We start from the raw sequence: 13,092 nt of genomic DNA on the forward strand, positions 1-13,092 counted from the left end.
TGCCGCTCTTTTTTAATGTGATAATGAATGGCTGTGGCGGTTCAATAATCGCATTGCAATTATCACTAACGCACTAAAACATAGCAAAGCGCAGCTTAATAAGATGATCTCGTTTTGCGTCCATTGTGTTAAAGTCAGAGCGCTAATGAATAAAATAAAGGGTTTAAATTCATAGTAATAGCGCGCTCTTCGTTGTTTAATTCGCTGACTTTTTTGATCTCGTCTTCGCGCTTCTGAGCGCATTCGCCATATGTTTGCACCCAGCAAAAATAACACAATACCAATGAGTGTATAGAGCAGCTCATGAGGTATGACGATACAGGCAATACCTAAAAACAAATAGCAGTAGGGAACAAGTTCATAAATGGGCTTAGCTAACATTGACTCAAAACATCCTTGATCTGGGTTTGTATTACAAGCTTAGTTTCATTGTGCCCATATGCAAACGCATGATGAACTTTTTACGTTAAATCATATTTTAAAAATATATGTAATGTTTTAAATTTATAAATTTTTATTATGTATCAATAAAAAAATATCATTATTAAAACACTGTGAAATAAATTCAATCCCTGTTTAAATATGTTCATCTTTACAAGATAGGCAAAAGTGCGTTTTAAGCGTACAATATAGCCTTCAAAAAATACCATACACGTTGCCTTAGGAGACCCCATGTTAGAACGTAGCATGAATATTTCGGATTTCGATCCAGAGTTATTTGCAGCCATCACTAAAGAGACGGCTCGTCAAGAAGAGCACATCGAACTGATCGCGTCTGAAAATTACTGTAGCCCACGCGTACTTGAAGCGCAGGGTTCTCAGCTTACCAACAAATATGCTGAAGGTTACCCAGGCAAACGTTACTATGGCGGTTGTGAACATGTTGATGTTGTTGAGCAGCTAGCAATTGACCGTGCTAATGAATTATTCGGTACTGATTACGCTAACGTTCAACCGCATGCGGGTTCACAAGCAAACGCAGCTGTTTTCCAAGCTCTTCTTCAGCCACATGATACAGTACTAGGTATGAGCTTAGCTCATGGTGGTCACTTAACTCACGGTTCACACGTTAACTTTTCTGGTAAAACGTATAATGCAATTCAATACGGCCTAAATGACGAAACAGGCGAAATTGATTACGCTCAAGTTGAAGCGCTAGCATTAGAGCACAAACCAAAAATGATCATCGCTGGTTTCTCAGCATACTCAGGTATCGTTGATTGGGCTAAATTCCGTGAAATCGCTGACAAAGTTGGTGCATACTTATTCGTAGATATGGCTCACGTTGCTGGTCTTATCGCAGCGGGTGTATACCCAAGCCCAATCCCTCACGCACACGTTGTTACTACGACAACTCACAAAACATTAGCGGGCCCTCGTGGCGGTCTAATCGTTTCTGCATGTGGTGATGAAGAAATCTACAAAAAGCTAAACAGCGCAGTATTCCCTGGCGGTCAAGGTGGTCCTTTATGCCACATCATCGCTGCTAAAGCAGTTGCTTTCAAAGAAGCATTACAACCAGAATTTAAAGCGTACCAAGCTCAAGTGGTAAAGAACGCTCAAGCTATGGTTGAAGTTCTTCAAGAGCGTGGCTACAAAGTTGTTTCTGGTAAAACAGACAACCACTTATTCCTTCTTGACCTAATCGATAAAGATATCACAGGTAAAGATGCTGACGCTGCACTAGGTAACGCTAACATCACTGTAAACAAGAACTCAGTTCCTAACGACCCACGTTCACCGTTCGTAACGTCTGGTCTTCGTATTGGTTCTCCGGCTATTACTCGCCGTGGTTTCAAAGAAGCTGAGTCAAAAGAGCTTGCTGGCTGGATCTGTGACGTACTAGACAACATCAATGATGAGTCTGTACAAGCTGAAGTAAAAGAGAAAGTTAAAGCTATCTGTAAAAAATTACCAGTTTACGCTTAATTATTGGTTAAACCTTAATTAAGATAACAATAGCGTTGTTTTTTGCTATTATAAAGGCCGCTTAATAAGCGGCCTTTTTTGTTTTTAATAAACGGAAGCTGAACTCTATGCATTGTCCTTTTTGCACCGCAAAAGATACTAAAGTAATTGATTCTCGACTTGTTGGTGGCGGCCACCAGGTTAGGCGTCGACGTGAATGTAATGAATGTCACGAACGTTTTACCACCTTTGAAGGCGCAGAACTTGTGATGCCAAGAGTCATAAAGCAAGACGGTAGTCGTGAACCATTTAATGAAGACAAATTACTCAATGGCTTGCACCGTGCGCTAGAAAAACGCCCTGTCAGCACCGAGCAGGTCGATGAAGTGGTCAACATTATTAAATCTCAGCTTCGTGCCACGGGTGAACGTGAAATTTCTAGCCATTTAATTGGTGAGTGCATTATGGAGTCACTAAAAAAACTAGATAAAGTGGCTTATGTTCGCTTTGCATCAGTTTACCGTTCTTTTGAAGATATTCGCGAGTTTGGTGAAGAAATCGCTCGTTTAGGTGATTAACTATGTCATTCACAGAACTTGATACGGCTTATATGGCACGTGCCATAGAGCTTGCTAAACAAGGTCGTTTTACTACAACACCAAACCCTAATGTTGGCTGTGTACTGGTTAAAGATGGCGAAATAGTCGGTGAAGGATTTCATCAACTAGCAGGGCAGGGCCATGCTGAAGTTAATGCTCTGGCAGTGGCTGGCGACAATGCAAAAGGTGCCACCGCATATGTGACTTTAGAACCTTGTAGTCATTATGGACGCACACCGCCTTGTGCCGAAGGTTTAAAAGCTGCGGGTGTTAGCAAAGTTATAGCTGCCATGGTCGACCCAAACCCAGCGGTGAGTGGTCGCGGTCTACAGATTTTAGCTGATGCAGGTATCGCTGTAGCATCAGGTTTGCTTGAACAACAAGCGCGCGATTTAAACAAAGGCTTTTTAAAGCGCATGGAAACTGGGTTGCCATATGTGATTTGTAAAATGGCTTGCAGTTTAGACGGTAAAACTGCGCTAAATAATGGCCTAAGTAAGTGGATTACAGGGCCTAAAGCGCGCCAAGATGTGCAAGCATTTCGTGCCCAAAGTTGCGTGGTACTCACTGGTGCAGATACGGTTATGACCGATAATGCCAAACTTAATGTACGCATTGATGAGCTGCCATTTGATATGCCAACGTCACTGCCTTTGCGTCAACCTACTCGTGTGATTATTGATTCACAAAATAGGTTAACGCCTGAACTTGCATTATTTAGCATTGAAAGTCCGGTGATTATTTTCACTACATCGCTTGATAAACAGCATCAATGGCCTCACTTTGTTAAACACGAAGTTGTACCAGCAGTTAATAATAAAGTTGATCTATCAGCGGTTTTAAAGCGTCTTGCTGAGCTGCAATTTAACCATATTTGGCTCGAAGCAGGTGCGACCCTTGCCGGTGCATTTGCTGAGCAAGATTTAATTGATGAATATATTGTTTATATTGCCCCTAAGTTAATAGGTGATATGGGCAAAAGCTTACTAAACTTTGCAGAAGTTACCATGATGAGTGATATCACTGAACTGACCTTTACAGATACAGTGATGATTGGCGACGATATTCGCTTAACAGCGACAAAAGCAAAGCAAGCCACACACATTGAAAATAAAGAGTAGCACTATGTTTACTGGAATTATTGAAGCAACAGGTAAAATTGTTGAACTAACACAAAAGCAAGGTGACCTAGCTATTCGTATTCAAAGCACTAATTTGGATATGAAAGACGTTAAGCTCGGTGACAGTATTGCCACCAATGGTGTGTGTTTGACTGTTGTCGCTAAACATAGCGATGGTTTTAGTGCTGACTTATCAAACGAAACAATCAGCTTAACGGGCTTTGCTCACTATAAAAAAGGTCAAACAGTTAACCTTGAAAAAGCCATGCAACCACTTTCTCGCTTAGGTGGGCATTTAGTATCTGGCCATGTTGATGGTATTGCGACTGTAGAAAGTATCAGTCCTAATGCCCGTGCAACAGAGTACTGGCTAAGTACTGACAATGATTTAATGAAGTACATTCCTTACAAAGGTTCGGTATGTATTGATGGTATTAGTTTAACGGTCAACGAGGTCGAGCAAAACCGCTTTAAGTTGACTATTGTTCCGCATACCGCAGAGCAAACAACGATTGCAGAATTTCAAGTGGGTACTCAGGTGAACCTAGAAGTTGACCAGATTGCTCGCTATTTAGAGCGCCTAATAAAAGGGGCCGAACAACCTTCCCGTTCAGACATATCAATGAGCTTGTTAGCACAAGCTGGTTTTATTAAATAAGCAAAGATACGTCACTATTAATTATACTCTCATGGGCACATTATGAATCTACACAGCGCGCAAGAAATTATCGATGACATTAAAGCCGGTAAAATGGTTATTTTAATGGACGATGAAGACAGAGAAAATGAAGGCGATTTAATCATCGCAGCAGAGCATATCAGTGCTGATGCTATCAATTTTATGGCAACACACGGCCGTGGTTTAATTTGTTTAACGATGACGCAAGAGCGTTGCCAGCAGTTAGATTTACCGTTAATGGTTAAAAATAACGGTGCTGCTTTTTCAACTAACTTCACTATGTCGATTGAAGCAGCGAAAGGCGTAACGACAGGTATTTCAGCAGCTGACCGAGCACGTACAGTTCAAGCAGCTATTGCCAAAGGTGCCGTGCCGAGCGATATCGTACAACCTGGGCATATTTTCCCAATTATGGCGCAACCAGGTGGCGTGTTAACACGTGCCGGTCATACCGAAGCAGGTTGTGATTTAGCTCGTTTAGCGGGTCTTGAGCCTTCATCTGTGATCGTTGAAATCTTAAATGCCGATGGCACCATGGCACGTCGTCCAGATCTTGAAATTTTTGCAAAAGAGCATGGCTTAAAGATTGGCACTATTGCAGATTTAATTGAATACAGAAACCTAAACGAAACCACCATTGAGCGTGTTGCTAAATGTAAACTGCCAACAGATCACGGTGAGTTTGATTTAGTTACCTACAAAGACACCATTGATGGTCAACTTCACTATGTTTTACAAAAAGGTGAAGTATCGAAAGAAGAACCAACGCTTGTTCGTGTTCACTTACAAAGTACTTTCAATGATATTTTATTATCTGATCGTAGTGCTGATCGCAGTTGGGGCTTATCGGATGCGATGGCTTACATTGCAGAACACAATGGCGTGCTGGTGATTTTGGGTAAGCAAGAATCAACTGAAGACCTTGAAGCAATGGTAAAAGCATTTGCTGCCGAAGATGCGGGTGAAAATGTAAATCATCGTAAATTCCAAGGGACATCGCGTACTGTCGGTGTGGGCTCGCAGATTTTGGCTGATTTAGGTATTGAAAAAATGCGCTTAATGAGCCGTCCGAAAAAATACCATGCACTATCAGGTTTCCACTTAGAAGTGGTTGACTACGTTGAGCCGCAATCTTAATTAACGCGTAATTTAATTAAGAGGTTTACTCGTAATTTTATTTAAATTCAATGCGGTTAGCGTTACGAGTGGCCACTAGAGTTAGATTTATTAGCCAGAGTTCAGGTTAACTAGGCTACTTTTATATTTTTGTGGTATTATGCGCCGTAATTTTTGCGCAATCGCAACCGCTTAAACTTATTTTTTAGGGTTATTAAATGAAAATTATTGAAGGTAACAAATACGCACCGGGCAAAAAGTTTGCCATTGTCATTTCTCGCTTTAATGACTTTATTGGTAGCAGCCTATTAGCAGGTGCTGTTGATGAGCTTAAGCGCACAGGTGGCGTATCTGACGACGACATTACTGTTGTTTACGTACCAGGTGCCGTTGAATTACCTTTAGCAGCGAAACGCGTTGCAGCAAAGAAAGAACACGATGCAATCATCGCTCTAGGCGTTGTGATCAGAGGTGGTACACCACACTTTGATTTAGTCGCAGGCGAATCAAACAAAGGTCTTGCACAAGTATCACTTGAGTACGATATCCCGGTTGCATTTGGCGTATTAACCACTGAAAGCATTGAGCAAGCAATTGAGCGCGCAGGTACCAAAATGGGTAACAAAGGTGGCGAAGCTGCTTTAGGTGCGCTTGAAATGGTTAATGTGTTAGACAAAATTTAAGTTTAAGGAATCTCTGTGAAACCAGCAGCAAGACGTAAAGCACGTATCTTAGCACTTCAAGCCGTATACTCTTGGCAGTTAAGCGGTAACCCAATTGCTGATATTGAACAGCAAATGTTAATTGAAAATGATGTGACTAAAATCGACGTCGAATATTTCAAAGACCTAGCACGCGGTGTTGTTGTTAACTGTAAGCAATTAGATGAAATCGTTGCGCCACATTTAGCACGCCCAGCAGATGAGTTAGACATGGTCGAAAAAGCAATTTTACGTCTGTCTGGCTATGAGCTGAAATTCCGTGAAGACGTTCCATACAAAGTAGCAATCAATGAAGGTATTGAGCTTGCTAAAATGTTTGGTGCTGAAGACAGCCATAAGTTTGTCAACGGTGTACTTGATAAAGCAGTTAAAGAGCTGCGTAAGTAAGTAGCCCCGTAAAGGAGAGCCGGCTTGGGCCGGCTTTTTTGTGAATGAAGGAATTTGAATTAATTAACCGTTACTTTAAAGGTCGCGGTATCATCCGTCGTGATGTAAACCTTGGTATAGGTGATGATTGTGCGTTGGTCACTGTGCCAGAAAACTGTCAATTAGCTGTGACAACCGACACATTAGTTGCAGGTGTACACTTTTTTGATGACATTTCTCCTCGCGCCCTTGGGCATAGGGCGTTAGCTGTTAACTTAAGTGATTTGGCTGCAATGGGTGCTGAACCTACCTGGATTTCAGTAGGATTGACCCTGCCTGAAGTGAATATGGAATGGATTGAGCAGTTCACAGAAGGTATGCATGAAATTGCGGAATACTTTAATGTGCAAATCATCGGTGGAGACACTACACAAGGTCCGCTCACAATTACTATTTGTGCCAAAGGTATTGTGCCTGAAGGCAAAGCATTGCGTCGCAGCGGCGCAAAGGTAGGTGATTGGATTTATGTGACCGGGCCACTGGGCGACGCCGGTGTTGCGATCGAAGCACGTAAGCAAGGTTTCGACATCGCGCCTGAGCATTTGAGTTATTTAAACAATCGTTTCGATTACCCGACTCCGCGAGTTGCAGCTGGGCAGGTATTACGAGGTGCGGCTTCAGCTGCCATCGATATCTCTGATGGTTTATTAGCTGATTTAGGTCATGTATTGGCGCTTTCGCAAGTCGGTGCAGTGATCCATGTTGATAAAGTACCTGTGTCTGATGCTGTCAGCGCATCAATTCCACGCCCTGAACAGTTTGACTATATTTTAAATTACGGCGACGATTACGAATTACTTTTTACTGTGCCTGAAAGCAATAAAAGCATGGTTGATATGAAACTTCGTCAATATGGCGTCGAAGCCAGCTGTGTTGGGCAAATAAAAAGTGGCGAAAGTGAAATTGAATTACTACTTGATGGTGAAAAATTTAACTATCAAGGTAAAGGATTTCAACACTTTGCAAAGGAGCCGGTTTGAGTAGTAACCGATTATTTAATTTAAAACGCCCACATCAACTATTTGGTTTGGGTTTTGGTTTAGGCCTAGCACCTAAAGCACCTGGCACCTTTGGTACTTTTGCTGCATTACCATTTATTTTTACAACCATGTACTTTCCGCTATGGTTACAGATTGTATTTGCAATTGTGATCAGCGTATTTGGTATCTGGGCTTGTGGTAAAACAGCAGATGACTTAGGGGTGCATGATCATCCTGCCATTGTTTGGGATGAAGTTGCTGGTTATTATATCACCATGATTGGTGCTGCACTGAGTTGGCAGTCATTGTTAGTTGGTTTTTTATTGTTCCGCTTTTTTGATATCGCTAAACCAGGCCCTATTCGTATTCTCGATAGGCGTTTACACGGTGGCTTGGGCATCATGGCTGATGATATTTTAGCAGGTATTTTTTCATTAATTTGTGTACAGGCTTTGTTTAAAGCTGGCTATTTACCCTTTTAAACGATTAATACAGTGTTACTTGGTGGCAAGTATATGATGCGATTTTTAGTTGTCTGTTTGTTGGTGTTATGCAGTATGCCTGCGTTTGCATCTATTACTGACTACGTCGTCAAACAATGGAATATCCAAAACGGCTTGCCATCTCAATCTCTTAAGAGCATCGCTCAAGACGAGCAAGGCTACATGTGGCTGGGTACTCAGTTCGGTTTGAGTCGCTTTGATGGTAATACTTTCACCAACTTCAACACACAAAATAGTGATTTCTTGCCAAGTAATGGTATTAACAAGCTATTAGTTGATAGTACGGGGTTACTTTGGGTTGGCACTAAAAACGGGATAGTAACCCTCGATCCAAGAACGATGATGTCGCAAACCTTTAATGTTAAAGGCCCAGTGCGCGACATTCTTGAAGACTCCAAAGGCAGTATCTGGATTGCAGCCAACGGCCTTTATTATGTTGCACGAAATCAAGTCACCCTAAACCAAAACTCTGCGTTAGTCGTGCCAGTATCAAATGCTACGGCAATCACGCAAATAGTTGGTTCAGTGAGCCAAATGGCGTTGTCGCCAGAAGGTATTTGGCTGGTTAACGAGCGCCACTTACTGCGTTTAACTAATACTTCATCTGATTTTGCAAAGCTGCGCTTAGAACTTACCGCAAAAGTCTCTCTACCTGAGCGCCTAGCGCAAACCATCATTCATGATATGGCGTGGCTTGAGGGTAATTTATACCTTGCCTCTGAGCTTGGTGCCTACTTTCTTGATTTAGATGACGAGTTGCGTCCATTCCCACTCCCTAACGCGAGTAACTCTGCCGTTTACAAGTTTATGAGCGACTCAGATGGGGCGTTGTGGATTTCAACTTATGGCCGTTTACTCTTTAGAGATAACTCTGGGGACTGGCAATGGGTTGAGCCAAGTCAGCTTGATCAAAGTATTTGGTTTGCAGATATTTTCCGTGATAATCAAAATAATATTTGGCTGGCAAGTTTCAGTGAGGGGTTATGGCTTGCTCACGAAGGGCGTATTGAGCGCCACTCAGCTATTTCAAATATGACAGAAGCGGTGATGGCGATTAGCCAAGCACCTGATGGCAAACTATGGGTGGCTAACCGCAGTGGTGTTGGCTACTTCGATTACAATAAGAATTTTGTAAATCAAATACCAAGTAATCAGTTTGGTCGGGCTGCAGTACACGATTTGCAGTTTGATGGTGACCGCTTATACATTGCTACAGGTCGCGGTGTTTTTTACTATGAGAATCAAACCTTGTATACAGTGCCAGGACGAGCACTGCGTGATAACCCTGTATTCGCAATTAGCCGTTCTAGTAAAGGCGGTTTTTGGCTCGGTACTGGCCGCGGTATGTATCGCTTAAGTTATGGTGGTTTAACACCCTTTGCATACAATGCATTCTTAAGCAGTAAATTTATTACCTATGTTCTGGATGAGCAAAATTTTGGCTTAATAGGTACCAGTAAAGGGGCTTATTACTTTACTGATCGTGGTATTGAAAAAATTGGCGACCAAACCAGTTTAGAAAGCGCTTATGTCACCAGTATTTTAAATATTGAAGGGGTGGGGATATTAATTGGCTCTCTTAACGATGGTTTATTTTATCGCAGCACCCAAGGTCAGTGGCGTCAACTTGATGCAACAGACGGCCTACCGTACGGCTCGATTTTCAGCCTTGTTTATGACAAACAGTTAAAACGTATTTGGGTAAGTACCATGAAGGGCGTTTACCGCATGCCGGTAGAGCAATTTGGTACTGATATAGAGAGCTTAAAAGTAGAGCAAGTGATCTCATCATTTGACCGACAATTAGATGGTAAAGCCAGTCAGTGCTGTGCTGGTCTTGGCCATGATGCTGTAGCAGACACAGGTAACTCTATTTGGTACCCAAGCTTACAAGGGGTCGTTGAAATACCTAAGAGTGTTGAGCTTTTTGGTGTGCAAGCGCTTAAGCCGCGTATTGAAAGCATTATTACGCCGCTGCGAAGCTTAAGTACCGCTACTTTAGGTGATAAACCTGAGCTACAAATTGATGAGCGCGATGTGACAATCAAATATACCGCAATTGATTATTTTGCTCCTTCAAGTATTGAGTTTAGATATCGACTGAGTGGTTTAGACAGTGATTGGCGCTATGCAAACACCCGCCGTGAGGCTATTTATACAAATTTACCGCCGGGGGCATTTTTGTTTCAGCTTGAAGCCAAACGTGGTGGTGAAGATTGGCAAAAGGCTCGTCGTACCGAGTACACATTCGTTGTTCCACGTCGCTTTGACGAGACCATTTACTTTAGACTCTTGATCACAAGTAGTTTTATTCTATTGTTCTACCTCGTGTTTTGGGTGTTTAGGGCGCAAGAGAAGCGTAAACAATTAGCACTTGAAAGCTTAGTAACAGAGCGCACCGTAGAGCTTCGTGAAGCCAACGATAAGCTCAATCAAGTAAACTCTCAGCTTAAGTTAGTCAGTCACTCAGATGAGCTAACAGGGCTTCGTAGTCGTCGCTTCTTGTTTGATCAGCTCCCTAAAGATATTGAACATTTCCAACGTAATTCGCAATCATTGCAAGCACAGGGTAAGTCGTTGGTGCTACTGATAATTAACCTTGATAACTTTAGCCGCATCAATGATTCCTATGGACCACTTGCAGGCGATAGTTGTTTACAGCAAATGGCGACATTGTTGAATAGCCGGACACAAGGCTCAGACTATGTCGCACGCTGGAGTGGCGATGAGTTTTTACTCTTATTACGTGATTTTAAACGTACAGCCATAGACAATTATGTTGCTGACTTGTGTGAAGCAATTGCAGCAAACCCATTTAGGCTACCAAATGGGGAATCGACCACCATCACTGCGTCTATTGGCTGGTCTTTCTATCCATTACCTTTATTGGGTGGTCAAGTGATTGGCTGGGAAACGTCTGTTAATTTAGCTGATATCGCGCTACACCAAGTGAAAAAGCGCGGTGGTGATGGCGTTGCAAATATTACCTTTGATGAACAATTAGATGCTTTTGAGTTTGAGCAAAATAATAATGTTGATAAACAACTGGGTGTTCTTCAAGAAACAGGTCTTGCTGATATTAAGGTTTGGATGCGCTAATATAAACGATGACAAAAAAGGAGCCTTAAGGCTCCTTTTTAGTTTTAATAGTGTAAGGCTTAGGCCATAAACTCTTTGATGCTAGTTAAGATACCGTTTGCATCTAAGCCCATTTCGGCGTGCATTTCGTCTTGCGTACCATGCTTAATGAATTCATCTGGAATACCTAAGTTCAAGATAGTCACATTTGCTTTAATTGCAGCTAAGTACTCATTCACAGCAGAACCCGCACCGCCAGCAATGGCGTTGTCTTCTAGGGTAACAATCACATCGTGGCTACTCAGCAACTCGCTAATAGTCTCTGTATCTAGAGGTTTAATGAAGCGCATATCAATCACTGTTGCATTAAGCTCTTCAGCAGCTGATTTGGCGTTTTCTAGTAGCGTACCAAATGACAAGATTGCTACTTTACTGCCTTGTTTGATACTTCGCGCCTTACCAATTTCAATCGCACTCATTGTTGATTCAACATCACAATTGCCTGCACTACCACGTGGGTATCGTACGGCAACAGGTTGATTACATTGGTAACCTGTATACAGCATCTGGCGGCACTCATTAGTGTCGCTTGGTGCCATGATAATCATATTAGGAATACAGCGCATAAAGCTTAAATCGTAAGCACCTTGGTGAGTTTCACCATCAGCACCAACAATCCCGGCACGGTCAATAGCAAATAAAACCGGTAGGTTTTGTAATGCCACATCGTGAATAAGTTGGTCGTACGCACGTTGTAAAAAGCTTGAATAAATAGCAACAACAGGCTTCAGTCCTTCACAAGCAAAACCAGCTGCAAGCGTTACAGCATGTTGCTCAGCAATTGCTACATCAAAGTATTGCGCTGGGTACTCTTTAGAAAAACGAACCATGCCTGAGCCTTCACGCATAGCAGGAGTAATCGCCATTAGCTTGTCATCTTGGGCTGCCATATCACAAAGCCAGTCACCGAACACATTTGAGAATGTCGCAGCGCCAGGTTTTGATTTTGGTAATTTAGACATGCTCGGATCAAATTTTGGTACGCCATGGTAACCAATTGGATCCGCTTCAGCAGGTTTATAACCTTTACCTTTTTGCGTTTTAATATGCAGTAGCTGCGGGCCTTTAAGGTTACGCATATTACGTAAGGTATCGACCAACATATTGACATCGTGACCGTCGATTGGGCCGATGTAATTTAGGCCTAATTCTTCAAAGAATGTGCCCGGAATGACCATACCTTTTAGGTGTTCTTCCATGCGGCTGGCAAGTTCTTTCACTGGCGGTAAACCCGAAAGAAGTTTTTTACTGCCTTCGCGAATATTGGTGTAGAAGCTACCAGACAAAATACGTGCAAAGTGGTTGTTTAGGGCACCTACGTTTTCTGAAATCGACATTTCATTATCGTTTAAGATAATTAACACATTAGGGTTTACATCGCCCATGTGGTTCATCGCTTCAAATGCCATACCAGCAGTAATCGCGCCATCGCCAATAACAGCAACCGTTTTACGATCTTTACCTTCTTTTTCAGCGGCAATAGCCATGCCGAGCGCTGCAGAAATAGAAGTACTTGAATGACCAACACTGAAGGTGTCGTAAGGGCTTTCTTCACGGAATGGGAAAGGGTGTAAACCGTCTTTTTGACGGATAGTATGCATTTGGTCACGGCGACCCGTTAAGATTTTGTGCGGGTATGCTTGATGACCCACATCCCATACTAAACGATCTTCAGGGGTGTTATAGACATAATGAAGGGCCACTGTTAACTCAACAGTACCTAAACCTGATGCTAAATGACCACTACTTTGCGAAACTGAATTAAGCAGGTATTCGCGTAACTCTTTACTAAACGCAGGTAACTTATCTTGCGCAATATCACGCAGTTGTGCTGGTTCGTCAACCAAACTTAATAATGGATACTTGCTACTATCAAGTGTCATGATTTTATATACATCCT

At 42.3% G+C, this 13,092-nt stretch carries 12 protein-coding genes; 10 read left to right on the top strand and 2 right to left on the bottom strand.

Features of this window, described 5'->3' with window-relative positions; translation table 11 throughout:
* Positions 1 to 12: 12 nt before the first annotated feature.
* A complete protein-coding gene (locus tag E5N72_RS06240; protein WP_135923685.1) occupies positions 13 to 381 on the bottom strand; it encodes a hypothetical protein in 369 nt (122 codons plus the stop codon).
* A gap of 291 nt (positions 382 to 672) precedes the next feature.
* Here E5N72_RS06240 and glyA point away from each other — a divergent pair, with 291 nt between their 5' ends.
* From glyA to E5N72_RS06290, 10 genes are all read left to right on the top strand, one after another.
* Positions 673 to 1,929 carry a serine hydroxymethyltransferase gene (glyA, locus tag E5N72_RS06245; protein WP_135923686.1) on the top strand — a complete coding sequence of 419 codons (1,257 nt, stop codon included), beginning with the start codon at positions 673 to 675 and terminating at the stop codon, positions 1,927 to 1,929.
* Positions 1,930 to 2,036: 107 nt separating this feature from the next.
* Positions 2,037 to 2,486, top strand: a complete 450-nt coding sequence (gene nrdR / locus E5N72_RS06250) for a transcriptional regulator NrdR (protein ID WP_054552576.1) — start codon at positions 2,037 to 2,039, stop codon at positions 2,484 to 2,486.
* Positions 2,487 to 2,488: 2 nt separating this feature from the next.
* On the top strand, positions 2,489 to 3,628 hold the full coding sequence (ribD, locus tag E5N72_RS06255; RefSeq protein WP_135923687.1) for a bifunctional diaminohydroxyphosphoribosylaminopyrimidine deaminase/5-amino-6-(5-phosphoribosylamino)uracil reductase RibD: 1,140 nt from the start codon (positions 2,489 to 2,491) through the stop codon (positions 3,626 to 3,628).
* A 4-nt stretch (positions 3,629 to 3,632) separates the two neighbouring features.
* Positions 3,633 to 4,286: a riboflavin synthase gene (locus tag E5N72_RS06260; protein WP_135923688.1), complete on the top strand. Its 654-nt coding sequence runs from the start codon at positions 3,633 to 3,635 to the stop codon at positions 4,284 to 4,286.
* A 42-nt stretch (positions 4,287 to 4,328) separates the two neighbouring features.
* Positions 4,329 to 5,444 (top strand): bifunctional 3,4-dihydroxy-2-butanone-4-phosphate synthase/GTP cyclohydrolase II, encoded by a 1,116-nt coding sequence (gene ribBA, locus E5N72_RS06265; RefSeq protein ID WP_135923689.1) that lies wholly within the window; start codon positions 4,329 to 4,331, stop codon positions 5,442 to 5,444.
* A 197-nt stretch (positions 5,445 to 5,641) separates the two neighbouring features.
* Positions 5,642 to 6,106, top strand: a complete 465-nt coding sequence (ribE, locus tag E5N72_RS06270) for a 6,7-dimethyl-8-ribityllumazine synthase (RefSeq protein WP_036966328.1) — start codon at positions 5,642 to 5,644, stop codon at positions 6,104 to 6,106.
* Between the two features lie 15 nt (positions 6,107 to 6,121).
* Entirely contained in the window at positions 6,122 to 6,532 is a 411-nt protein-coding gene (nusB, locus tag E5N72_RS06275; RefSeq protein ID WP_054552571.1) for a transcription antitermination factor NusB, read from the top strand.
* 44 nt (positions 6,533 to 6,576) lie between these two features.
* On the top strand, positions 6,577 to 7,551 hold the full coding sequence (gene thiL / locus E5N72_RS06280) for a thiamine-phosphate kinase (protein WP_135923690.1): 975 nt from the start codon (positions 6,577 to 6,579) through the stop codon (positions 7,549 to 7,551).
* A complete protein-coding gene (locus E5N72_RS06285; protein ID WP_135923691.1) occupies positions 7,548 to 8,033 on the top strand; it encodes a phosphatidylglycerophosphatase A in 486 nt (161 codons plus the stop codon). The genes thiL and E5N72_RS06285 overlap by 4 nt, the downstream gene beginning before the upstream one ends.
* Positions 8,034 to 8,066: 33 nt before the next feature.
* Positions 8,067 to 11,153 (top strand): ligand-binding sensor domain-containing diguanylate cyclase, encoded by a 3,087-nt coding sequence (locus E5N72_RS06290; protein WP_135923692.1) that lies wholly within the window; start codon positions 8,067 to 8,069, stop codon positions 11,151 to 11,153.
* Between the two features lie 59 nt (positions 11,154 to 11,212).
* Here E5N72_RS06290 and dxs read toward each other — a convergent pair whose 3' ends face one another.
* Positions 11,213 to 13,075, bottom strand: coding sequence for a 1-deoxy-D-xylulose-5-phosphate synthase (gene dxs / locus E5N72_RS06295; RefSeq protein WP_135923693.1), 1,863 nt, complete (start codon positions 13,073 to 13,075; stop codon positions 11,213 to 11,215).
* Between the last annotated feature and the right edge of the window lie 17 nt (positions 13,076 to 13,092).

This window comes from Pseudoalteromonas sp. MEBiC 03607 (assembly GCF_004792295.1).
In the GTDB taxonomy this organism is placed as follows: Bacteria; Pseudomonadota; Gammaproteobacteria; order Enterobacterales; family Alteromonadaceae; genus Pseudoalteromonas; species Pseudoalteromonas lipolytica_C.

What these genes read in the sequence shown, in the direction of transcription:
- E5N72_RS06240 (WP_135923685.1), bottom strand. Translation starts at nt 381, where the DNA reads ATGTTAGCTAAGCCCATTTATGAACTTGTTCCCTACTGCTATTTGTTT.
- glyA (WP_135923686.1), top strand. Translation starts at nt 673, where the DNA reads ATGTTAGAACGTAGCATGAATATTTCGGATTTCGATCCAGAGTTATTT.
- nrdR (WP_054552576.1), top strand. Translation starts at nt 2,037, where the DNA reads ATGCATTGTCCTTTTTGCACCGCAAAAGATACTAAAGTAATTGATTCT.
- ribD (WP_135923687.1), top strand. Translation starts at nt 2,489, where the DNA reads ATGTCATTCACAGAACTTGATACGGCTTATATGGCACGTGCCATAGAG.
- E5N72_RS06260 (WP_135923688.1), top strand. Translation starts at nt 3,633, where the DNA reads ATGTTTACTGGAATTATTGAAGCAACAGGTAAAATTGTTGAACTAACA.
- ribBA (WP_135923689.1), top strand. Translation starts at nt 4,329, where the DNA reads ATGAATCTACACAGCGCGCAAGAAATTATCGATGACATTAAAGCCGGT.
- ribE (WP_036966328.1), top strand. Translation starts at nt 5,642, where the DNA reads ATGAAAATTATTGAAGGTAACAAATACGCACCGGGCAAAAAGTTTGCC.
- thiL (WP_135923690.1), top strand. Translation starts at nt 6,577, where the DNA reads ATGAAGGAATTTGAATTAATTAACCGTTACTTTAAAGGTCGCGGTATC.
- E5N72_RS06290 (WP_135923692.1), top strand. Translation starts at nt 8,067, where the DNA reads ATGATGCGATTTTTAGTTGTCTGTTTGTTGGTGTTATGCAGTATGCCT.
- dxs (WP_135923693.1), bottom strand. Translation starts at nt 13,075, where the DNA reads ATGACACTTGATAGTAGCAAGTATCCATTATTAAGTTTGGTTGACGAA.